Source organism: Novosphingobium sp. B 225 (genome assembly GCF_002198665.1).
Taxonomy (GTDB): Bacteria; Pseudomonadota; Alphaproteobacteria; order Sphingomonadales; family Sphingomonadaceae; genus Novosphingobium.
On sequence record NZ_MWLM01000032.1, the window covers coordinates 17,975 to 39,672 of the forward strand.

The following is a 21,698-nucleotide window of genomic DNA, read 5'->3' on the forward strand; positions in this document are numbered from 1 at the left end:
CCCTATTCCCACACCCACTGTTCGCGCGGAATCCCCAACAGCTTGAGCACGCTGGTCAGATCGCCGGCATCGATCCAGCCATGCGCAGCCGCGCGGGCCTTGGGTTTGGCGTGATAGGCCACCCCGTAACTCGCCGCGCGCAGCATCGGTATGTCGTTCGCACCGTCTCCGGTGGCCAGGCTGGTGCCGCCGAGCCGCGCGCTTTCTTCGCGCAGCACCGCTTCCTTGACACCGCTGTCCACGATCCCGCCAATCAGCCCACCGCTGAGCTTGCCATTGTCCACCGCCAGCCGGTTAGCCACGACGCGCTCAAACCCCAGGTCTTCGGCCACCGGATCGGCGAACTGGTGAAAGCCACCGGTGACCAGCACGGTGAAGCAACCCAGCTCTTTCAAGGTCTCAACCAGCACCCGCGCGCCGGGCATCGGGGCGATCCGTTCATCAAGGCATTGCTGGATCGCGGTTTCAGCAAGGCCGCCCAGCAGCCGCACCCGCTCGGTCAGGGCTTCGGCAAAGTCCAGCTCGCCCTGCATCGCGCGTTCGGTGATACCGGCGATCTGATCCTTCAGCCCGGCGAAATCGGCCAGCTCATCGATGCATTCTGCGGAAATCATGGTCGAATCCATGTCCGACACGAACAGGCGCGGGACGGATGGCACGTGATCGCTGACCAACACGTCAAACGGCGCGAACTGGGCATCGAGCGCGGCGCGCAGCGCATCCGCCCCGCCCTGCTCAACCGCCAGTTCCAGCACATCTTCGTGCGCAGCCAGCACTTCGGCGCGGCGCACCAGCATCCCTTGCGCTTCCAGACTGCGGATAGCCGCATCAGTTCTTGCCGCAAGGCGGGCCGGTTCTGCTATCAGCCGGGCGATGAGCACCGTTACGTCTCCTGAATCACCAGGCCAAGAATCGCAGGACGCCCGGCCAGCGCTGGCGCTAATCGCAGGGCCGACTGCCAGCGGCAAGAGCGCATGTGCGGTGCGGCTGGCGCAGGCGCTGGCCAGGCAGGGGCGCGCGGCGACCGTGATCAATGCCGACAGTGCGCAGGTCTATGCCGATCTGGCGGTCCTGTCTGCCCGGCCATCGGTGGAGGAAATGGCCGGCATTCCCCACCGCCTGTTCGGCACCTGGGACGGGGCAGAGACTTGCTCCGCCGCTGACTGGGCGGTGCGGGCGCGGGCCGAAATTGCCGAAGTTCACCGAGCGGGCGGCGTGCCGGTGCTGGTCGGCGGCACCGGCCTATACCTGCGCACCCTGCTGGATGGCATCGCCCCGATCCCGCCGATCGATCCGGCCGTGCGCGATGCGGTGCGCGCCATGCCGGTGGCCCAAGCCTATCAGGCGTTGCAGGCCGAAGACCCTGAACGCGCCGCCGCGCTGGGCCCGAACGACGCCGCCCGCGTGGCCCGCGCGCTCGAAGTGCTGCGTTCCACTGGCCAGCCCCTGTCCCACTGGCAAGCGCGGCTGGAAGGCGGGATTGGCCACGCGGTCACTCTTCACCCGCTGATCCTGCTGTCTGACCGGGCGGCGCTGTATCAGCGCTGCGATGCCCGGTTCGCCCGGATGCTGCACCAGGGCGCAATCGAAGAAGTGCGCGCACTGCTGAGCCGCCAGCTTGATCCGGCATTGCCGGTGATGCGCGCCATCGGAGTGCCAGAGATCGCCGCCCACTTGCGCGGCGAAAGCACGCTGGAACAGGCAGAATCACGCGGAAGCCAGGCCACGCGCAACTATGCCAAGCGCCAATACACCTGGTTGCGCCACCAGCCCCCACAAGACTGGCCGCGCATCACCGGAGATACTTTCGATCTGGAGCATGTTTTTGAAACTTTGTTACGCCAATAGCTCTTGACATATCATTTTCTATCGCATAGTTGCGATTCCAACAACCGCTCTTGCGGTTCTTGCGCGAGTTGGAGAGGAGACCCGGCACAGTAACCCTGTGCCGGGTCGACCCTTTTCAGAGGACCCGCGTTTTTGGTGAAAGGTTTCGGTCGTGAGTGAGGAGCGCAGTGGCGCCAGCATCCTGGTGGAAAGCCTGGTCAAGCAGGGGGTCGAATTCGTGTTCGGCTATCCCGGCGGCGCGGTGCTGCCGATTTACGATGCACTGTTCGGCGATGCCCGGATCCGCCACATTCTGGTCCGGCACGAAGCCGGTGCGGCCCACGCGGCCGAAGGTTATGCCCGTTCCACCGGCAAGCCCGGCGTGGTGCTGGTCACCAGCGGCCCCGGCGCGACCAATGCCGTCACCGGGATTGCCGATGCCTTCATGGATTCGATTCCCCTGGTGGTCTTCACCGGGCAGGTTCCCAGCGGCCTGATCGGCAGCGACGCCTTTCAGGAAGCCGATACCATCGGCATCACCCGCCACTGCACCAAGCACAACTATCTGGTGAAGGACCCGGCGGATCTGGCCGGGATCATCGAGGAAGCGTTCCGCATCGCCACTACCGGCCGCCCCGGCCCGGTGGTGATCGACATTCCCAAGGACGTGCAGATCGCTTCGGCCACCTGGGATCCGGTCGCTGCGCCTCGCAACAGCCGCTATGCCCCGCAGACCCGCGGCAGCGACAAGGACATTGCCCGCGCGATCGAGCTGCTGGCCAATGCCAAGCGTCCGATCCTCTACACTGGCGGCGGCGTGATCAATTCCGGCCCGCGCGCCAGCGAACTGCTGCGCAGACTGCAGGCCATCACCGGCGCGCCGACCACGTCGACCCTGATGGGCCTGGGTGCCTTCCCGGCTGACCATGCTGACTGGCTGGGCATGCTGGGAATGCACGGCACTTACGAATCCAACATGGCGATGAATCAGGCTGACCTTATGGTCTGCATCGGTGCGCGCTTTGATGATCGGGTGACTGGGCGGCTCGACGCCTTTTCGCCCCATTCGACCAAGATCCACATCGATATCGATCGCGCCTCGATCAACAAGACCGTGCAGGTCGATCTGCCGATCCTGGGTGACTGCGCCGAAGTGCTGGACCAGCTGATTTCCGCCTGGGGCAGCCGCAAGGCGCAGGACCTGACCGAATGGAAAGCCCGGATCGACGGTTGGCGCACCCGCGAGAGCCTGGCCTATCCGGCCAACAAAAGCGCGATCATGCCGCAGCTGGCGATCGAGCGGCTGTACGAGCTGACCAAGCACAAGGACCCGGTGATCGCCACCGAAGTGGGCCAGCACCAGATGTGGGCGGCGCAGTACTTCCCGTTCTTCAGCCCCAACAAGTGGCTGACCTCGGGCGGGCTCGGCACCATGGGCTATGGCCTGCCCGCCGCGATCGGTGCGCAGCTGGGCAATCCCGACAGTCTGGTGATCGACATTGCGGGCGACGCCTCGATCCAGATGAACATCCAGGAATTGGGCACCGCCACGCAGTTCCGCCTGCCGGTCAAGGTGTTCGTGCTCAACAACGAATGGATGGGCATGGTCCGCCAGTGGCAGGAACTGACCTATGAAAGCCGCTATTCGAACTCCTATTCAGACAGCCTGCCCGATTTCGTGAAGCTGGCCGAAGCCTATGGGTGGAAAGGCATCCGCATCGAAAGCGAAGCCGAACTCGACGCCGGCATTCAGGCGATGCTGGACTATGACGGCCCGGTGATCGTCGATTGTCTGGTTGCCAAGGAAGCCAACTGTTTTCCGATGATCCCATCGGGCGCGGCGCACACCGACATGATCCTGTACGGCGATACCGTTGCCGGAACCATGGACGATGAAGCCAAGGCGCTGGTGTAGATCAATTCCCCCTTCCCCGTTCGTGTCGAGCGAAGTCGAGACNAGTCGAGACACGCAAGCGCGGGGTGTCTCGACTTCGCTCGACACGAACGGAACCAGGTTCAGACTGAGATGATGAAGATCAAGCACGAAGCAAGCGAACGCCACGTCCTGACCATCACGGTCGATAACGAGGCGGGCATCCTGGCCAAGATCGCCGGGCTGTTCACCGCGCGCGGCTATAATATCGACAGCCTGACCGTGGCCGATATTACCGAAAACCACGCGGTCAGCCGGATCACTATCGTCACCCACGGCCCGCCTGCGGTGATTGACCAGATCCACGCCCAGCTGGACCGGCTGGTTCCGGTGCACAAGGTGGTCGACCTGACCGAAAGCGGTGCCCACGTTGAACGGGAACTGGCACTGGTCAAGGTCAAGGGCACCGGGGATGCGCGGGTCGAGGCGCTGCGCCTGGCCGAAGTGTTCCGCGCCAGCGTGATCGACACCACCACCAGCAGCTTCATTTTTGAACTGACCGGCGCGCCCGACAAGATCGACCGGTTCGTTTCGCTGATGCGCGAACTGGGTCTGGTTGAAGTGGGGCGGACCGGTGTGGTGGGCATGATGCGCGGCGCTGAAGCGGCGTAATCTTCCAGCCGCTCTGAAACCGGCGGAAAACCGCGCTATTTTGCGCTGGGTCAAGAAGAGGGTTTACGCACTCTTAAAGTCTTGCGGCTAGACCGGGGACCCTCGACAGAGGGACCGCGACCGTGCTCCAAAATGCCATCGACATGCTGACCAACGGCCTGGCCTATGCGCTGGGGCTGGCGGCGAACGTGCTGATCCGGCCGAGCTCATTTCTGTCCGTGTGGATGCTGTGGGCGACCTTCGCCATCGCCGTGCTGTGGTATCGCCGCAATGGCAGCCGCGTGCGCAGCTGGAAAGTGCTGCGCCGGGGCCTGTTTCCGCGTCACCACCTGACCGGGCGTTCGGCCCGGGCTGACTGGCTGCTGACCGTGCTCAACCATCTGGTCTTCACCACCGGTTTCATCGCTACCCTGCTGAGCCTGGCGACGCTGGGCGGTTCGGTGCGGCACTTGCTGGCCGATCTGACTGGCGTAAGTCAGGCAACCGTAATCGCCCCCTGGGCCGCGCAGGCGCTGACGACGCTGATGGCTTTCGTGGCCTATGAATTCGCCTATTACGTCGATCACTGGCTCAAGCATCAGGTGCCGTTCCTGTGGCACTTTCACAAGGTTCACCACACCGCCGAAACGCTTTCGCCGCTGGTCAATTTTCGCATGCACCCGATCGACGGCTACCTGTTTGCCGCGCTGACCGGGCTGGCTGGCGGGGCCTCGATGGGGGTAAGCACATGGCTGTTCGGATCCGAAGTGCTGCCATTTTCGATCGGTGGTTCGAACCTGATCCTGGTGACTTTCGCCTATCTCGTCATTTCGCTGCAGCACACTCACGCGTGGATCCCGTTCACCGGGCGGCTTGGCCATGTGCTGCTCAGCCCGGCGCACCACCAGATCCACCATTCGGCCGATCCGCGCCATTACAACAGCAATTACGGCAGCGTGATCGCGCTGTTCGACTGGCTGTTCGGGACGTTGCGCGTGCCATCGAAAACCAGCCCGCGGCTACGCTTTGGCGTGAATGACCTGACCCACGATCCCCATTCGCTGGCCGGTCTGCTGATCGTTCCGGTGCGCGATGCGCTGGGCGAACTTGGCCCGCAGCAGAGCGGCGATTCTCCGCCAAACCGGCCTGCAACCGACTGCGCCTGAAACAATCTGTCATAAATTCCGCTTCTGGCCGCAATAATGCTCGCAATTGCAGCATTCTTGGGGTTGCAAGATGCGCCGCGCCGACGCATGGGGGGCCGCGCGCGCATGGGCGCCCCATCTGCTGACAGAACGGATTCAGGTCATGAAGGTTTATTACGACGCCGATTGCGATCTCAACCTCGTCACGAGCAAGAAGATCGCCATTCTTGGCTATGGCTCGCAGGGCCACGCCCATGCGCAGAACCTGCGTGACAGCGGCGTAACCGACGTAGCGATTGCGCTGCGCCCCGGCTCGGCCAGCGCCAAGAAGGCGGAAAGCGCCGGTTTCAAGGTCATGTCGAACAGCGATGCAGCCAAGTGGGCTGACGTGCTGATGATCCTGGCCCCCGATGAACACCAGGCCGCAATCTGGGCCGATGACGTCAAGGGCAACCTGCGCCCCGGCAGCGCGCTCGCATTCGCCCACGGGCTCAACATCCACTTCGGCCTGATCGAAGTGCCCGCCGATATCGACGTGATCATGATCGCCCCCAAGGGCCCCGGCCACACCGTGCGCGGCGAATATGTGAAGGGCGGCGGCGTGCCGTGCCTGATCGCGGTTCACCAGGACGCCAGCGGCAATGCGCATGACGTTGCACTCGCCTATGCCTCGGGCGTTGGCGGCGGCCGCAGCGGCATCATCGAAACCAATTTCAAGGAAGAATGCGAAACCGACCTGTTCGGTGAGCAGGCCGTGCTGTGCGGCGGGATCACCCACCTGATCCAGGCCGGGTTCGAAACTCTGGTCGAAGCCGGTTACGCCCCGGAAATGGCCTATTTCGAATGCCTCCACGAAACCAAGCTGATCGTCGATCTGCTCTATGAAGGCGGCATCGCCAACATGCGCTACTCGATCTCGAACACTGCCGAGTATGGTGACATCACCACCGGCCCGCGCATCATCACCGCCGAAACCAAGGCCGAAATGAAGCGCGTACTGGCCGACATCCAGTCCGGCCGCTTCGTGAAGAACTTCGTGCTCGACAACCGCGCCGGCCAGCCCGAACTGAAGGCTGCCCGCAAGGCCGCCGAAGCCCACCCGATCGAACAGACCGGCAGCCGCCTGCGCGCGATGATGCCCTGGATCGGCAAGAACAAGCTGGTCGATCAGGCCAAGAACTGAGGCAATTACCCTTCTGCTTCCGGGAGGGGCAGAGAGTGAGTCCGTCGCCGCAAAACTGACGCGGCCTGAAGCCGGTCTCGCTGCTCCCCCCTCCCCAAGCCCTGCCAGCAGGTGAGGCTTGGCGCGCCCTTGCCAGAGTCTTTTGCATTTTCGCGGCGCGGGGTTATCCTGTCCGCCGCCGCATAGATGCGAACAGATGGGGCGATCATGAACCGCACATTCCTTGCCGCAGCCAGCCTTGTCGCCTCCGCGGCATCCACTGCGGCCCTTGCCCAGACCTCGCCGGTCGAAAATCATGTAAAATGCCTGACTGTCGAAACTCCCCGCGCGCAGCGCGAGGCGGCGGCGGCGGCGGCGACGCGGCAGTTCGAAGGCAAGGCCGGAGCGAAGGAAGAGTTCACCGCCGCCGTGACGACCCTGGTTGGTGATTGCGCGCGCCGGCATGGCTGGAACGCGGCGCTTGTCAGCCTGTCGCAGGACTATCTGTCGCTGCTGATTCAGGAAGTGGTCTTGGCCGACGGGCTGCGCGCCGCCGGGATAGACAGCCGCGCCCTGACCGCCTTTGGCCAGGCGCTGCCCGATGCCGATCGCATGCCATTTTTTGATCTTGCCACCCCCCTGACCGAGCCGTTCCGCGCCCGGATCGTCACCAAGCTGAGCGCGGCCGGGATAAAGTCTGACAATCCGGCCGTAACCCGCGCCCTGACCAACTATCTTCACCTGACTGGCGGGCTGGGCGCAGCGGAAAGTCGACTGGCAAAGGCCCTGAGCGGTCCGACAGTCACCGCCGCCCCGGCCCAGGATCCCCGCCCCTGCCTGTTCGACCAAGCCCCTGCTGCAGAGCGCACACGGCGCGCCGATGTTGCAGCGCGCAAGCAAGGCTGGGAATGGGCGGAGGACGCGATTGACAATGACGCGGTGGCCCGGTGCGTCACTGCCAAGGGCTGGAATGCTGAGTCATCCAGCGCGATGAAATCAGTCATTTTCTATGACCGCCACGCACAAGCGGCTGCAAAAGTGGTCCGGCCGATGGGGTTCAATCTCGATTGGGTGGACAGCTATCTGCAATCGCTGGACCCGCGCGAACAGAAGAAGATCCGATCTGACCCGCCCTCCGGGCCCTATTTTACCAAGACGCAGTGGCCGCCCATCGCCGGACGGTTCGGGCGCCCGGTAACAAGCGATGCGGAACGGACCGCGTTGTGGATCTATATCGGCTACCGGCGAGAGCTGCTTGATGCACTCCGGGATTTTTCAGAGGTCGCGGTCACTCCGCCCGGAACATTCCTGACCACCGCCTGGCAATTGCTGCCAGTGATCGAGGCCAACCGCCCGGTGTTCAGACCGCGCGAACTGACCAAGGACGAGCGTTCCGAACTGCGCACGATTGCCGCGCTTTACCTGGGCCCCGGCAAAGCCGGGTCAAGCACCGTCGCGCAGCTTCAACGCCTGCAGCAACTGGGCGAAACCGGCGACAAGGCCGCAATGATCGCCGCGCGCGATGCGCTGGCCAAAGGCCCTCCAGCCGAGCTGCGGGACTTTTACTACAAGATGCGGGTTGACGGTTCGATGTTGTGGAAGACCACCAGCATACTGGCCGCGATCTGGACCGCGCACATCTGGCAGCGCCATGGCTATGACGATAGCGGACGCAAATACATGGCCCCTTGTATTGGCGGCCTAGCACCAACCGAGGGCTTCAAGCGCAATAAAGTGAACGCCATCCTGCGCTTTGATGGAACGGTAGCTGGCACCAACGGCAATGGCCAGATTGTCGATGATGCAGCAGAGGCCTGTGGTTTTACGCTGACTGGCAAGCTGAAATCGGCGGGCGGCGCAAACGGTGCTCCGATCCTGGACAGCACTGACAACAATGGTTTCAACCGCGAATTCTTCATCACCGGCGCGCGGTTCAATCCGGTCATGGGCGACGCTGCGTTCATGGAGGCCAAATTTCAGGCCCACCTTCGCCAGCGTGTTGCGGGGCTGTTATTCGATGACAAAGGCCGCGACGTCGTGCGCACACCATCACTGGAAATAACGGGGCCCTGGTACTGGAAATATGCCACCGACACCGGGCGGGCCGCGCAATTGCTTGATGCAGACGCCCGCTACAGCGCCAAGATCCGCGAAGAGCGCGGCCAGGCGCGCGCCCGCGCGGAACAGACCTGGGCGCAAGCTGTTGCAACCTACAACGCCAACCGCACGTTCGACCGGGTTGAACAGCTGAAAGGCGTCGCGTCCGGCCTGGGGCTGGAATATTGGGGCCGCTTTACGGCACTGGTTCCTGATTGGGACCGTACAACCACCAACGCCGTCAGCGGGGCCTATGGCAGCGGATCAGCCTCCGGCTCGCAGCAAGTGCAAGTCCGCACGTATGATCAGAACGGCAATTACACCGGATCGACCACGACATCGGCAGTGTGGGCCGACATCATGAAAATGTCGTCCGGACCGCCGCGTTAGGCCATCTTGCTGAACGCTTCGCGCAGTTCTGCCAGAAACAATTCGGGCTGTTCCCACGCGGCAAAATGCCCGCCCTTTGGCATTTGGCCCCAATGAACCAGCTGGGGGAAATTGCGCTCCGCCCATTTGCGCGGGGTGGGCAGGATTTCCTTGGGGAAAGCGCTGACGGCGACCGGCAAGGGAACTTCCTGCGGGGCGAAAGCACCAAAGCTTTCCCAGTACAGCCGCGCCGATGAAGCGCCCGTGGCGGGCAGCCAGTAAAGCATCAGATTGTCAAGCATCGCGTCGCGGCTCAGCGCGTCTTCGGGCCTTCCCGCATTGTCGGTCCAGGCCCACATCTTTTCATAGATCCAGCCCGCAAGGCCCACAGGGCTATCGACCAGCCCATAGCCGACGGACTGCGGGCGGGTGCGCTGCTGGGTGGAATAACCGGAATCCCAATCCTGATAATGCTTGAGCGCGCCCAGCGCTTTCAGCTCATCCGGTGCGGGGTTTTCCAGGTCTTCGGGCAAGGGCCGCCCGATCGGCATGTTGAGGTGAATGCCGATGCACCCCTCCACCTGCTGCACCCCGATCGCGGTGGTCACCGCGCTGCCCCAATCACCGCCCTGCGCCACCCAGCGGGTGTAACCCAGCCGCGCCATTAGCTCACCCCAGGCAAGGCCGATCTTGCCCACGCCCCAGCCGGTGCCGCTTGGCTTGCCCGAAAAACTGAAACCGGGGAGCGACGGCGCGACCACATGGAATGCCTGCCCGCCATCAGCCGGATTGGCGAGTTGCTCGATCACCCCCATGAATTCGATCACCGATCCCGGCCAGCCGTGGGTCATCACCAACGGCAGGGCATCGGCATGGGGTGAACGAACATGAAGAAAGTGGATGTCCAGCCCCTGGATTTCGGTCATGAACTGCCCCAGCCCGTTCAGCCGTGCCTCGCATCGCCGCCAGTCATACTGGTGCCGCCAATAGGCCACGAAGTCCTGCAAGGCGGCGAGCGGCGTGCCTTGTGACCAGTCGTCGACCGTTTCCTTTTCGGGCCAGCGGGTATTGTCGATGCGCTGATGCAGGTCATCAATTTGCGACTGCGGAATGGCGAGCGTGAAAGGGCGAATCTGGGTCATGAGCGGCAAGCTAGGCCAAGTCGCGGCTTGTGTTAACTGCCCGATTAAAGATATTGCCTGCACAGCCGAACAGGAGATGCACATTGGTCCAGCCGCAGCTTGCCGGAGTGAAAGTGGTGGACCTGACCACCGTGGTGTTCGGCCCCTATTGCACGCAGATTCTGGCCGATCTGGGGGCAGAGGTGATCAAGGTCGAAAGCCCCGGCTTTGGCGATGCCTTTCGCTGGTCAGCCACACCCGCCCACACACCGGGCATGGCCCCCGGCTTCATGGCGGTCAACCGGGGCAAGCGTTCGATCGCGCTGGACCTTAAAGCCGAAGAGGATCTTGCGGTGATGCGCGGCCTGCTCGCCGATGCGGACCTGTTTGTGGTCAATGTGCGCGGCAAAGGGCTGGAGCGGCTGGGGCTGGATTATGCCAGCGTCAGCGCGCTCAATCCGCGGCTGATCTATGTCCACTGCGTCGGGTTCGGACAGGAAGGCCCCTATGCCGATCTGCAGGCCTATGACGATGTGATCCAGGCCGCGACCGGCACCGCCACCCTGCTCCCGCGCGTCGATGGCCATCCGCGCCCGCGCTATCTGCCCTCGCTGATTGCCGACAAAGTGGCGGGGCTGCACGCCGCCTATGGCGCGATGGCCGCGCTCTATGCGCGGGAGAAGACCGGCCAGGGGCAATTGCTGGAAGTGCCGATGTTTGAGGTGTTCTCCAGCTTTATGCTGCTTGAGCATCTGGGCGGGCAGACCTTTGATCCGCCAAACGCCCCGGTCGGCTATGCCCGGCAGGTCGATCCGTATCGCCAGCCCTTCCCCACCAGGGACGGGGCGATCAGCATCGTGATGTATTCCTATGACGCCTGGGACCGCGTGTTTGCCGTGCTGGAAGATCCGGAGTTCATCGCGCAGGAACGGTTCACTGTGAAAGGCGGCCGCGCCGCGCATCAGGACGAATTGTACCAGCATGTCGCCCGCCTGACGCCGAACTTCACCAGCGCCGAATTGCAAAGCCGCTGCGATGCGGCGCAATTGCCCGCGCAGGTGGTGCGCGATCTGTCTGAAGTGATCCACGACCCGCACCTGCAGGCCGTGGGCTTCTTCCAGCGGCGCGAGCATCCGAGCGAAGGCGCGTACTTCGAGCAGGCCCAGCCAGTGCGGTTTGCGGGCAGCGCCGAAGAGGACGGGCGCATGCCGCCACGGCTGGATGAGCATGGCGCAGAGATCAGGGCCGAGGTGGCGCGGCGCAGCGAAGCCCGGGACTAATTCCGCCAAACCACACAAATCTCCGTTCGTGTCGAGCGAAGTCGAGACACCTGGCGTTTGGTGTCTCGACTTCGCTCGACACGAACGGAGCTTGTTTGGCTTGGCTGGTTTAGCTCGCCACCGCCGCTTTCGCCGCCGCCTCAACCCGCGAACGATCCGCCAGCAGCATGGTGGTGCTAGCCTTGGCCAGGACCGTGCCGTTTTCGTCCTTCAGGTGGCCTTCGTAGAAACAGGTCTTGCGCCCCGCGCGCTCCACCCAGCCTTCCGCGATCACCAGGCCCGGCCGCACTGGCGCAAAGAAGCTGACTTTCAGTTCCAGCGTCATCGGGGTTACGTCATGCCCGTTGGCGGCAATCGCCGCGTGGGCCATGGCCGCGTCGATCCAGCCGGTAACGAAGCCGCCCTGCACCACCCCGCCCGAATGGCACATCTCTGGCCGCGCCCGGTAATGCAGCGTGGCCTTGCCGGACGGGTCCATACTGACGATGCGTTCAAGGCCCAGCGACTGGCTGAGCGGATCGTTGGCGCCCTCGCTCATGACAGCGCCGAATAGATCAGGGTCTTGAGCTCGCGCCGGATCGGGTAGGTGCTCGACGGTGACAGCTGGGTCATGAACACCATGGTCACCTCCTCAACCGGATCGACGAAGAACGCGGTCGAGAACATCCCCCCCCAGTAAAACTCACCCGCCGAACCCGCCAGCAGGTTGAGCGCGGGGCTCATGTTCACGGCAAAGCCCAGCCCGAACCCAACCCCGGCATTGGTCGCCTCGCTGAACAGGCTGCGCGACATGCTGGCCAGATCGCCATTGCCGGGCAGGTGGTTGGCAGTCATCAGTTCCAGCGTCTTGCGGCTGACGATCCGCGCGCCGTCCAGCTCGCCCCCGTTCAGCAGCATCCGGCAGAAGCGGTGGTAATCAAGTGCGGTCGAAACCAGCCCGCCGCCGCCCGAAAGCTGCACCGGCTGGCGGCTCCACGCGCTTTCGCCGCCGCGATCGTACAGCACCCGGCCCTTGCCCGGCACGAAGGTGTAACAATCGGTCAGGCGGTCGGTCTTGTCCTCTGGCACCTGAAAGAACGTATCGTTCATCTGCAAAGGCTTGAAGATCCGTTCCGCAAAAAATTCGTCCAGCCGCTGCCCCGAAACCCGCTGCACCACAGCACCCAAAACGTCGGTAGAAACCGAATAGTTCCAGGCTGTTCCGGGCGAAAATTCAAGCGGAAGCTGACCCAGCGCGGCGACCAGCGCGTCAAGATCGTAGGCCCCGTGCCAGTTCTCCAGCTTGAGCTCGCGGTGTGCAGCATCCACGTTGCTGCGGTTCTGGAAGGAATAGGTCAGCCCGCTGGTGTGGCGCAGCAGATCGACCATCTGCATCGGCCGCTCGCACGGCTTGGTCAGAAACGGCACCCCGGCCCCGCCGCCGTTGTACACCCCCAGATTGGCAAATTCCGGCAACACCGCTGCCACCGGCGTATCCAGCGCAACCTTGCATTCCTCAACCAGCATCATGAAGGCGATCGAAGTGATCGGCTTGGTCATGCTGGCAATGCGGAACAGCGATCCTTCATCAATCGCCTTGGCCGATCCTTCCCGCGCCGGGCCGAGCGAGCTGAAATGTGCAATTTCCCCGCCCCGCGCCACCAGCACCTGCGCGTGCGGCAGCTTGCCGCTATCGAGATAGCGTTCCTGTACGAACGCATCGATGCGGGTCAGGCGTGCGGAATCGAAGGAACTGGACATCTGTGCTCCGGAGCTGATCGGTTGCAGTTTGAAAGCTCTATTGCCCGCCAGACCGCGCTGGGCAAGGGCCTAGGCCGGATCGACCAGCACCCCTTCGCGCAGCAGCAGCCGGGCGGTGCCCGCAAACTGTTCCAGCAAGGCGTGGATCGCGGCGCGCACGGCCGGGGCCAGTACCAGCCGCCGCGCGCTGCGCAGGCCTTGTTCCCATTCCAGCAGGACGCCGCGTTCCAGCAGCAGATTACTGCGCCGCCGCACAGTCTCACGTGGCAGGCCGGTGGCCCGCGCCAGCGCCCGGCGCGAAACGGGCACAATCCGGTCCTGATCGACCAGCGCATCAGATACCGCCAGCCCGCCATCATCCGGGCTGCGCAGCATCCGCTGCACATTGCCCAATGCCACGGTCAGCACCAGCAGCACGTCTTCATGGGTCAGTCCCAAGGCGCGGCGCAGCGTTTCGCTTGTGGCCAGGAAATGGTTGGCGACGATGAACCCCGACAGTCGCAGTTTCGCCTCTGCCGCCGCATGATCGATCGCCAGTGCCATGCCTGCCTCCCCAGTTGACCCATATCGGGTCACCCCGCCCTAGCATCGCCGGGCACGGCTTGCCATGGTCTGGTCAGGCAAGGCGCAGCGCGCCAGCAACGCATGGGAGACAATGCATGGCCTGGACCGAAGTGCAGCTTGGCCCGGTGATCGGCAGCGAAGTAACCGGGATCGATCTCAACCAGTTGGACGACGCGCTGATCGCGGAGCTGCGCGAGCGGCTGGCCGAACGACAAGTGCTGGTAATCCGCGATCAAAAACTGAGCCGCGAAGCGCACAAGGCGGTCGCGCGGCTGTTTGGCACCGGGCAATTGCATCGCCATGCGCTCAACAAGGTGCGCGGGGGCGACGATGAAGAGGTCTATCCGGTCCGCACCACCGCCGAATCGAAAATGACTGCGGGCGAGGCCTGGCACACCGATGTGTCCTGCGATCCCGATCCGATCGCCGCCAGCCTGCTCTACATGCACCAGGCCCCGGCAGGCGGCGGCGGCGATACGATCTATGCCAGCATGTATGAATGCTATGACCGGCTCAGCCCCGCGATCAAGACCCTGGCCGAGGGATTGAGCGCCGTCCACGACGGAGCATTTCCCTATCGCCAGGTCTATGGCTTTGAACCGGAACAAGGCCAGTTCAACTGCACAGTTCACCCGGTGGTGATCCGCCACCCGGTAACCGGGCGCAAGCTGCTGTGGGTCAACCGGGGCTTCACAACCCGGATCAAGGGGCTGTCGCATGTCGAAAACAGGCATCTGCTGGAAATGTTCTTCCAGCACATCGAAAGCACCCTGACCGCGCAGTGCCGGGTGCGGTGGGAAGATCGCACGCTGGTGATCTGGGACAACGTGGCGACCCAGCACCATGCCGTGTGGGATTACTTCCCCAACAGCCGCTATGCCGAACGGATTTCGGTAGTGGGGCCGGTGCTGGAACAAAGCTAGACTGGCGCTGGCCATCGGCGGCCTGCCTGTCCTATGGCGCGGCGATGACCCTGGATTCGCTTCCGATCTGCGTTGCAGCGCTGTACCATTTCACCGCGCTGGATGATCTTCCGGCGCTGCGGTCCCGGCTGATCGAGCTCTGCGCCGCGCAGCACACAAAGGGCACGCTGCTGCTAGCGCGCGAGGGGATCAACGGGACCATCGCCGGAAGCGATGCCGGTGTGGCCGCTGTGATCGAGGCGCTGCGCGCCTTGCCTGGCTGCGCCGCGCTGGAAGCCAAGTATTCACGCGCACCGGCCTTGCCGTTCAAACGGATGAAAGTGCGGATCAAGGCAGAAATCGTCACCATGGGTCAGCCCGGCATCGACCCGCTGGCACCAGGGCACTATGTCCGCCCGCAGGACTGGAACGCGCTGATTACCGATCCGGACACTGTCGTAATCGATACCCGCAATGATTACGAAATCGTCGCGGGCACCTTTGCCGGGGCGATCAACCCCGGCACCCGCACGTTCCGCGAATTCCCCGACTGGTTTCGCCAGCACCGCGACGAACTGCTGGGCGGGGACAAGCCGCGCAAGGTCGCGATGTTCTGCACCGGCGGGATCCGCTGCGAAAAATCGACCGCTTTCCTGAAAGCCGAAGGGGTGGACGAAGTCTATCACCTGCAAGGCGGGATCCTGAAATACCTTGAGGACATTCCGGCCGCGCAGAGCCAGTGGCAGGGCGAATGCTTTGTCTTCGACGACCGGGTTACCGTAGGCCACGGCCTGGTCCCCGGATCGTTCGAGGCATGCCAGGGCTGCGGCCGCCCGCTGGATGCAGCCGCGCGCGCGAGCGCGCTGTACATTGCCGGGCAATGCTGCGCCAATTGCCACGAACAGCGCCGCGGCACAGCTGGGGCCAGCCAGCGCTGGCGGGGGAAGGAACCGGTATGACGGCAACGGATAAAGCGAAGCAGGGCACCACTGCGCTGGTGCTGATGGTGGCGCTGGCGGTGTTCATCCACGCACTTGATCGCGGCAACTTCGCCACTGCGGCCCCGCTGATCAAGGACCAGCTGGCGCTGACCAACACCCAGATCGGGCTGCTGATCTCTGCCTTTTTCTGGACCTATGTGCCCGGCCACATTCTGGCTGGCGGCCTGATCGAACGGATCGGCGCGGCCCGCACCCTGACCCTGGCGCTCACCACATGGTCGCTGGCAACGCTGCTGACCGGACTGGCGGGCGGGTTCGGCGCGCTGCTGGCGCTACGGTTGCTGCTGGGATTGGGTGAAAGCGCCGGTTTCCCCGCCACGTCAAAACTACTCGCCACTGCACTGCCCCCGGCGCGGCTGGGCGCGGCCAACGGGCTGGTCGGCGCCGGGCTGATGCTGGGCAATGGCGCCGGCGTGCTGCTGGGCGGACTGCTGGTCGCCGCACTGGGCTGGCAGGCGCTGTTCCTGGTGTTCGGCGCGCTTTCGCTGCTCTGGCTGGTGCCCTGGCTGACCATGACGCGCGCGGGCGAACAGCGCCTGACCCTGCCCCCATCCGCGCACCCTGCACCCAGCTATGCCCGGATCCTGAAGCGGCGCGAAACCTGGGGGGCGCTGCTGGGCATGTTCTGCGGCAACTATCCCTATTTCATCGTTCTGTCGTGGCTGCCGCTCTATCTGGTCAAGCAACAAGGCTTTTCGCTGCAGGCGATGGCCTGGCTGGGCGGCGCGATATATCTGGCGGGGGCGCTGATCAACCTGATCGGCGGGCCATACGTGGACCGGCTGATCGCGCGCGGCGCCGATCCTGCAGCGGTGCGCAAGGCGGTAGTCGTGGCCTCTTCGCTGGTCGGCACGGTCTGCATGGTGGCCTGCGCGCTGGGCAATTCGCAAGTGGCCGTGGCCGGGTTGGCCGGTTATGCTCTGGCGATCGGACTAGGGCCGATCGGCAGCTTCACCGCCGGGCAGACCCTCGCCGGACCAGCCGCAGCGGGCAAATGGATGGCCCTGCAAAACGGCACAGGTGGTCTGGCGGGCGTAGTCGGCCCATTGGTGACCGGCATGCTGATCGACGCCACCGGCAATTACCGCATGGCTTTCCTGTTCAGCGCCGCTGTGGCTCTGATCGGAGCCATGATGTGGGGTGTGGTGATCCGCCGGATCGAACCGATCGACTGGGAACAGGCGGATTGAACCTTGCCGCCCCGCGCGGGCGCATGTCCGCTCTTTACAAGCACGAAGCGCCCCGCCATAGGCTATGGCCATGAAGCTCGAACTTGGCCTTACCCTGCGACTTATCCGCCCTTGGGCGTGAGCTGGTGTGCGCCTGATGCGGCACACGGCGCCGCTCAAGGGAGCTGAAAACCGCTGAACCGTCGCAAAGCCAATTTGAGTATCCAACATGACCATGCTGAAGAACCCGGGCGTCAAGTACCGCCCTTTCCCGCCGATCAACCTGCCTGATCGCCAGTGGCCCAGCCGCCAGATCACCCAGGCCCCGCGCTGGCTTTCGACCGACCTGCGCGATGGCAACCAGGCGCTGATCGATCCGATGGGCGCGGAAAAGAAGATGCGGTTTTTTGACCTGCTGCTGAAGGTCGGCTGCAAGGAAATCGAGGTTGGCTTCCCGGCTTCGGGCGCGACCGATTTCGATTTCATTTCTGGCCTGGTCAAGCAGGACAAGATCCCGGAAGACGTGGTGGTGCAGGTCCTCACCCAATCGCGTCGCGATCTGATCGAGACGAGCTTCGCCAGCCTCGAAGGTTCCCGCCACGCGATCGTCCACCTGTACAACGCAGTTTCGCCGGTCTGGCGCAAGATCGTGTTCGGGATGAGCAAGGAGCAGATCAAGCAGATCGCGATCGAAGGCGCCATGGTGCTGCGCGATCAGGCCGCGAAGTATCACGATACCAAATGGACCTTCGAATACAGCCCCGAGACCTTCTCCACCGCCGAAGTCGAATACTCGGTAGAGGTCTGCGCGGCGGTGATGGACGTGCTGCAACCCACGCCCGATCACCCGATCATCTTCAACCTGCCCGCCACGGTCGAATGCGCCACCCCCAACATCTATGCCGATCAGGTTGAACTGTTCGGGCGGCTGATCCCCAACCGCGATGCGGTGGTGATTTCGCTCCACACCCATAACGATCGCGGCACCGGGATTGCCGCCGCCGAGCTTGGCCTGATGGCCGGGGGTGACCGCGTGGAAGGCTGCCTGTTTGGCAATGGCGAGCGCACCGGCAACTGCGACATCGTGACAGTTGCCCTCAACATGTACACCCAAGGTATTGATCCGCTGCTCGATTTCTCCAACATCGATGAGATCGCGCAGACCGTGGAATACTGCAACCAGCTGCCGATCCACCCGCGCCACCCCTATGTGGGCGAACTGGTCTACACCTCGTTCTCGGGCAGCCATCAGGACGCGATCAAGAAGGGCTTTGCCGCACGCGAGACCCAGAATGACGAGCTTTGGGAAATGCCCTATCTCCCGATCGACCCGGCCGATCTGGGCCGCGATTACGAAGCGGTGATCCGGGTCAATTCGCAAAGCGGCAAGGGCGGCTTCGCCTGGGTGCTGGAACAGGATCAGGGCCTGAAACTGCCCAAGAAGATGCAGGCGCACTTTTCCAAGCATGTTCAGGAATTGGCCGATGAAGTGGGCCGCGAACTGTTTGCCGACGATATCTGGGCGGTGTTCCAGAAGGCCTACAAGCTGGGTACACCGCAACATTTCCAGCTGATCGATTACGACGAAACCCGCGCCCCCGATGGCACCCGGATTTTCGCCGGCAAGATCGAGCTGGACGGCAAGGAGCAGTCGGTTTCGGGTCGTGGCAATGGCCTGATCAGCTCGGTCGTCACAACCTTGCGCGAAAGCTTTGGCGTGGCGCTGGAAGTGAAAGATTACACCGAACACGCGATGACTGCCGGATCGGATGCCAATGCGGCGGCCTATGTCGAATGCGTGGGACCGGACGGCAGGACGATCTGGGGCGTGGGCATCGACGCCGACGTTGCCACCGCCAGCGTGCGCGCAGTGTTGAGCGCGGCGAACGCGGTGAGCGGGAAGTAGATCTCTGGCTCTCTCCCTCTGTTCGGGGGGAGAGCCGCTATCGTCCGGCTGTGATTTTACACACAGCAACATGCCCGCGACCGGCCTAGCCTCACCCTTCCTTAACGAGGGGAGAGAACATAATGACCGGTTCAAGCCTGCCGACCACGCGTCGGCGCTTCATGGAACTGTCCGCAGCTGCGGGCGCGGCCAGCATGGCCAGCAGCGCGATGGGCGCACCCGCCCCGGCTGCACCTGCCGCACGCTATCGCCGGTACAACGTTACCAGCCCCGAAGGGCAACGGATGCTGGCGAGCTATGCCCGCGGCGTCGCGGCGATGCTGGCCCTGCCGCCTGATCACCCGCAGAACTGGTTCCGCAATGCTTTCATCCACCTGATGGATTGCCCCCACGGCAACTGGTGGTTCTATGTCTGGCATCGCGGCTATATCGGTTATTTCGAACAGACCATCCGCAAGCTGAGCGGCGATCCTGCCTTTACCCTGCCCTATTGGGACTGGACCCAGCTACCGCAGCTGCCCGATGGCATGTTCAACGGTCCGCTGGATCCTGCCAATGCCGCTTTCCAGCCCTATACCCGTGACCTGTCGGTCTTCACCAAGGCGTTCCAGCCGGCTCTGACGCGCTATTGGGCCACGCTGTCGGCGGATCAAAAGGCGCAGCTGGTGCTGCGCGGCTATCCCGATCTGGCAGCAATGTGGAACGATGTAACCGGCTATGTCCCTGCCGAGAAGTATGCCATCGCGGGCAACATCGCCTTCGCGCCGACCTGTTCGGCCCGCTATCCCACACGTGCCAATCCCAAGTTCGATGCCCGCACCGCGGCCACCTGTACCCCGTTCGTGATCAGCACCGGGCTGATGCCGCAGAACTTCTGGAGCAGCGACATCAAGCTCAGCTTCGCCAGCGGACGCACTCCGTCGCACAACACCGCACCCAGCGGGGCGACGCAGTTTTCGATCATCGAGGGCCAGCCGCACAACAAGATCCACAACTACATCGGCGGGGTCGGGCCGCTTGATCCCGGGCCCTATGGCAACATGACCAACTTCCTGTCGCCGGTCGACCCGATCTTCTTCCTGCACCATGCCAATATCGACCGGCTGTGGACCGTGTGGGAGGCGAAGCAGCGCCGTCTTGGCTTGCCGGTCCTCCCCGCCGGAGCTGATCTCAAGGCGCTGTCGGACGAACCGTTCCTGTTCTATGCCGATGGCAACGGCGGCCATGTCGGTCCGGCCACGGCGGGGCAGTACCTGTCCACCGCGATATTCGATTACGATTACCAGCCCGGCAGCGGACTGATGCCGTTCGGCCCGGCCAAGGCCCCGGCGGTCAATCGGGTTATGGCGAACAAGTCTGGCGGGGATTGGGCCGCTGCGCTGCCATCTGCGGCAGTAGGCAAGCACCTGGCCGCCACCCAAACCCAGCCGCTTATCGCGGAAATCACCGTGGCCAGGCCCGGCCATGCCCGCGAATTCGACGTGCTGATCAATGCCCCCGCCGGGGTAACCCAGGTGGAGCCGGACAGCCCCTATTACGCTGGAACCATCGCCTTTTTCGGCCCGGCGATGAACCATCCGGGGCACGAAGGGATGGAACACCTTGCCACTTTCGCGATTCCGCTGCCGCAGCGCCCTGCGCTGTTCAAGATGACCGAGGCGATGACCGCCCCGATCTCGATCCGTCTGGCCCCAACGGTTGCAGGCGGCGCCAATGCCGAACTGCGTGCCGTGGCGATTGCGGGCTGACTGGCCTGATCCCCTCCCGCTTGCGGGAGGGGACTGGTTCAGGGCGTGAGCACCATTTTCAACGCCCCGGCCTCGCGCGCCTCGAACAGGCGGTAGGCTTCAGCCCCTTCGCTCAGCGGCAGGCGGTGGCTGATGTAGCGTTCGGGTTTCAGCCGTCCGCTCTGGATCAGCGGGAACAGCGCGGGCAGTTCTTCCGGCACCGAGCAAGTCCCGGCGCGAAAGGTCAGCCCGGCGGCAAAGGCACGTTCCAGCGGGAATGGGAACCGGCGGCTTTGCTGGACGCCGATCACCGACACCGTCCCGCGTCGCCGCACCAGCCGAAGCGAGAATTCGACGGTGGCGTCGCTGCCAACCACTTCGACCACGCAGTCCAGCTTTTGCCCGCGCGTGTCCTGCTTGATCCGTTCCAGCGCCTCGTCCGGGTGCAAGGCAATCGCGCCGCTGGCTTCGGCCAGGGCGCGGCGTTCGGCAATCGGATCGATCGCATAGACCACGTGTGCGCCCATGACGAAGGCGCTTTCCACCGCCATCAGCCCGATCGGGCCAAGCCCGATGATCGCCACGCTGCTACCGGGGCAGATGTCTGCCCGGCGCGCGCCGTACCACGCGGTGGCCATCGCATCGGTCAGCATCAGCGCCTGATCCATGCTGACGCCTTCGGGCACCGGCACTGCATTGAAATCCGCTGCGGGTACGCGCACTGCCTCAGCCTGAGAGCCTTGCAGCTTGGCTGACAGGCCATAGCACGAACCCAGATTGTATTCGCAGCACGCGACATTGCCCGCCAGGCACGATCGGCACGCCCCGCAGCCCACCGCCGCCGGAAGCATGACCTTGTCCCCGACCTTGAGCCGGTGGACCGCGCGCCCGATCTCAACCACTTCGCCCACCGCTTCGTGCCCGACGCAGAAGCCCGTATCTTCGCTGAACCCATGGCCGTGGTAGATGTGCAGGTCCGATCCGCAGATCGAGCAGGCATCGACCTTGATCACTGCATCGCGGTCAGACTGCGGGACGGGATCGTCCATATGCTCATGCCGCACATCGCGCGCGCCGTAGTATCTGAGGGCTTTCATTGGCTTAATTATCTCCCTTCGATCCTCCCCCCTTGGGGGAGGTGGCAGCCCGCAGGGCTGACGGAGG

18 protein-coding genes are annotated in these 21,698 nt (G+C 63.8%); 12 read left to right on the forward strand and 6 right to left on the reverse strand.

Annotation, left to right across the window (positions count from 1 at the left end; translation table 11 throughout):
- Positions 1-2: 2 nt before the first annotated feature.
- Positions 3-881 carry a phosphoserine phosphatase SerB gene (serB, locus tag MNBBLIKP_RS04700; RefSeq protein ID WP_088308017.1) on the reverse strand — a complete coding sequence of 293 codons (879 nt, stop codon included), beginning with the start codon at positions 879-881 and terminating at the stop codon, positions 3-5.
- On the opposite strand from serB, the gene miaA reads away from it, so the two are divergent.
- From miaA to MNBBLIKP_RS04730, 6 genes are all read left to right on the forward strand, one after another.
- Complete coding sequence (miaA, locus tag MNBBLIKP_RS04705) at positions 874-1,848, forward strand: tRNA (adenosine(37)-N6)-dimethylallyltransferase MiaA (protein WP_088307983.1); 975 nt, start codon at positions 874-876, stop codon at positions 1,846-1,848. The two genes, serB and miaA, sit on opposite strands and share 8 nt — an antisense overlap.
- 151 nt (positions 1,849-1,999) lie before the next feature.
- Positions 2,000-3,742 (forward strand): biosynthetic-type acetolactate synthase large subunit, encoded by a 1,743-nt coding sequence (ilvB, locus tag MNBBLIKP_RS04710; RefSeq protein ID WP_088307985.1) that lies wholly within the window; start codon positions 2,000-2,002, stop codon positions 3,740-3,742.
- Between the two features lie 114 nt (positions 3,743-3,856).
- Positions 3,857-4,372 (forward strand): acetolactate synthase small subunit, encoded by a 516-nt coding sequence (gene ilvN / locus MNBBLIKP_RS04715; protein WP_088308019.1) that lies wholly within the window; start codon positions 3,857-3,859, stop codon positions 4,370-4,372.
- A 122-nt stretch (positions 4,373-4,494) separates the two neighbouring features.
- Entirely contained in the window at positions 4,495-5,517 is a 1,023-nt protein-coding gene (locus MNBBLIKP_RS04720; RefSeq protein ID WP_140420525.1) for a sterol desaturase family protein, read from the forward strand.
- 142 nt (positions 5,518-5,659) lie between these two features.
- On the forward strand, positions 5,660-6,679 hold the full coding sequence (ilvC, locus tag MNBBLIKP_RS04725; protein WP_088308021.1) for a ketol-acid reductoisomerase: 1,020 nt from the start codon (positions 5,660-5,662) through the stop codon (positions 6,677-6,679).
- A gap of 207 nt (positions 6,680-6,886) precedes the next feature.
- Positions 6,887-9,145, forward strand: coding sequence for a hypothetical protein (locus MNBBLIKP_RS04730; protein WP_088307989.1), 2,259 nt, complete (start codon positions 6,887-6,889; stop codon positions 9,143-9,145).
- On the opposite strand, the gene MNBBLIKP_RS04735 is transcribed toward MNBBLIKP_RS04730, so the two are convergent.
- Positions 9,142-10,266, reverse strand: coding sequence for an epoxide hydrolase family protein (locus MNBBLIKP_RS04735; RefSeq protein WP_088307991.1), 1,125 nt, complete (start codon positions 10,264-10,266; stop codon positions 9,142-9,144). The genes MNBBLIKP_RS04730 and MNBBLIKP_RS04735 overlap by 4 nt on opposite strands.
- Before the next feature lie 83 nt (positions 10,267-10,349).
- Between MNBBLIKP_RS04735 and MNBBLIKP_RS04740 the strand changes: the two genes are divergently transcribed.
- A complete protein-coding gene (locus MNBBLIKP_RS04740) occupies positions 10,350-11,525 on the forward strand; it encodes a CaiB/BaiF CoA transferase family protein (protein WP_088307993.1) in 1,176 nt (391 codons plus the stop codon).
- 109 nt (positions 11,526-11,634) lie between these two features.
- On the opposite strand, the gene MNBBLIKP_RS04745 is transcribed toward MNBBLIKP_RS04740, so the two are convergent.
- The 3 genes from MNBBLIKP_RS04745 to MNBBLIKP_RS04755 all read right to left on the reverse strand — a co-directional run bounded on the left by MNBBLIKP_RS04745 (position 11,635) and on the right by MNBBLIKP_RS04755 (position 13,808).
- Complete coding sequence (locus MNBBLIKP_RS04745) at positions 11,635-12,063, reverse strand: PaaI family thioesterase (RefSeq protein WP_088307995.1); 429 nt, start codon at positions 12,061-12,063, stop codon at positions 11,635-11,637.
- Positions 12,060-13,265: a serine hydrolase domain-containing protein gene (locus tag MNBBLIKP_RS04750; RefSeq protein ID WP_088307997.1), complete on the reverse strand. Its 1,206-nt coding sequence runs from the start codon at positions 13,263-13,265 to the stop codon at positions 12,060-12,062. The genes MNBBLIKP_RS04745 and MNBBLIKP_RS04750 overlap by 4 nt, the downstream gene beginning before the upstream one ends.
- 69 nt (positions 13,266-13,334) lie before the next feature.
- Positions 13,335-13,808 (reverse strand): hypothetical protein, encoded by a 474-nt coding sequence (locus MNBBLIKP_RS04755; RefSeq protein ID WP_088307999.1) that lies wholly within the window; start codon positions 13,806-13,808, stop codon positions 13,335-13,337.
- 116 nt (positions 13,809-13,924) lie between these two features.
- Here MNBBLIKP_RS04755 and MNBBLIKP_RS04760 point away from each other — a divergent pair, with 116 nt between their 5' ends.
- The 5 genes from MNBBLIKP_RS04760 (at position 13,925) to MNBBLIKP_RS04780 (ending at position 20,555) form a co-directional block, all read left to right on the forward strand.
- A complete protein-coding gene (locus MNBBLIKP_RS04760) occupies positions 13,925-14,752 on the forward strand; it encodes a TauD/TfdA dioxygenase family protein (RefSeq protein ID WP_088308001.1) in 828 nt (275 codons plus the stop codon).
- Between the two features lie 44 nt (positions 14,753-14,796).
- Positions 14,797-15,690, forward strand: a complete 894-nt coding sequence (gene trhO, locus MNBBLIKP_RS04765) for an oxygen-dependent tRNA uridine(34) hydroxylase TrhO (protein ID WP_088308003.1) — start codon at positions 14,797-14,799, stop codon at positions 15,688-15,690.
- Positions 15,687-16,922: an MFS transporter gene (locus MNBBLIKP_RS04770; RefSeq protein ID WP_176399654.1), complete on the forward strand. Its 1,236-nt coding sequence runs from the start codon at positions 15,687-15,689 to the stop codon at positions 16,920-16,922. The genes trhO and MNBBLIKP_RS04770 overlap by 4 nt, the downstream gene beginning before the upstream one ends.
- A gap of 208 nt (positions 16,923-17,130) precedes the next feature.
- Positions 17,131-18,807 (forward strand): 2-isopropylmalate synthase, encoded by a 1,677-nt coding sequence (gene leuA / locus MNBBLIKP_RS04775; RefSeq protein WP_088308007.1) that lies wholly within the window; start codon positions 17,131-17,133, stop codon positions 18,805-18,807.
- A gap of 122 nt (positions 18,808-18,929) precedes the next feature.
- On the forward strand, positions 18,930-20,555 hold the full coding sequence (locus MNBBLIKP_RS04780) for a tyrosinase family protein (protein WP_088308009.1): 1,626 nt from the start codon (positions 18,930-18,932) through the stop codon (positions 20,553-20,555).
- 38 nt (positions 20,556-20,593) lie between these two features.
- Here MNBBLIKP_RS04780 and MNBBLIKP_RS04785 read toward each other — a convergent pair whose 3' ends face one another.
- The gene (locus MNBBLIKP_RS04785) at positions 20,594-21,631 is read right to left on the reverse strand and encodes an alcohol dehydrogenase family protein (protein ID WP_088308011.1); all 1,038 of its coding nucleotides are present in this window, start codon (positions 21,629-21,631) and stop codon (positions 20,594-20,596) included.
- Positions 21,632-21,698: the final 67 nt, after the last annotated feature.

Bases quoted from the DNA above. Each gene is read 5' to 3' on its own strand.
- MNBBLIKP_RS04755 (WP_088307999.1), bottom strand. From the start codon at position 13,808: ATGGCACTGGCGATCGATCATGCGGCGGCAGAGGCGAAACTGCGACTG.
- MNBBLIKP_RS04785 (WP_088308011.1), bottom strand. From the start codon at position 21,631: ATGAAAGCCCTCAGATACTACGGCGCGCGCGATGTGCGGCATGAGCAT.
- MNBBLIKP_RS04750 (WP_088307997.1), bottom strand. From the start codon at position 13,265: ATGTCCAGTTCCTTCGATTCCGCACGCCTGACCCGCATCGATGCGTTC.
- MNBBLIKP_RS04770 (WP_176399654.1), top strand. From the start codon at position 15,687: ATGACGGCAACGGATAAAGCGAAGCAGGGCACCACTGCGCTGGTGCTG.
- trhO (WP_088308003.1), top strand. From the start codon at position 14,797: ATGACCCTGGATTCGCTTCCGATCTGCGTTGCAGCGCTGTACCATTTC.
- leuA (WP_088308007.1), top strand. From the start codon at position 17,131: ATGACCATGCTGAAGAACCCGGGCGTCAAGTACCGCCCTTTCCCGCCG.
- ilvN (WP_088308019.1), top strand. From the start codon at position 3,857: ATGAAGATCAAGCACGAAGCAAGCGAACGCCACGTCCTGACCATCACG.
- MNBBLIKP_RS04760 (WP_088308001.1), top strand. From the start codon at position 13,925: ATGGCCTGGACCGAAGTGCAGCTTGGCCCGGTGATCGGCAGCGAAGTA.
- MNBBLIKP_RS04745 (WP_088307995.1), bottom strand. From the start codon at position 12,063: ATGAGCGAGGGCGCCAACGATCCGCTCAGCCAGTCGCTGGGCCTTGAA.
- MNBBLIKP_RS04730 (WP_088307989.1), top strand. From the start codon at position 6,887: ATGAACCGCACATTCCTTGCCGCAGCCAGCCTTGTCGCCTCCGCGGCA.
- MNBBLIKP_RS04735 (WP_088307991.1), bottom strand. From the start codon at position 10,266: ATGACCCAGATTCGCCCTTTCACGCTCGCCATTCCGCAGTCGCAAATT.
- ilvC (WP_088308021.1), top strand. From the start codon at position 5,660: ATGAAGGTTTATTACGACGCCGATTGCGATCTCAACCTCGTCACGAGC.
- MNBBLIKP_RS04780 (WP_088308009.1), top strand. From the start codon at position 18,930: ATGACCGGTTCAAGCCTGCCGACCACGCGTCGGCGCTTCATGGAACTG.
- miaA (WP_088307983.1), top strand. From the start codon at position 874: ATGAGCACCGTTACGTCTCCTGAATCACCAGGCCAAGAATCGCAGGAC.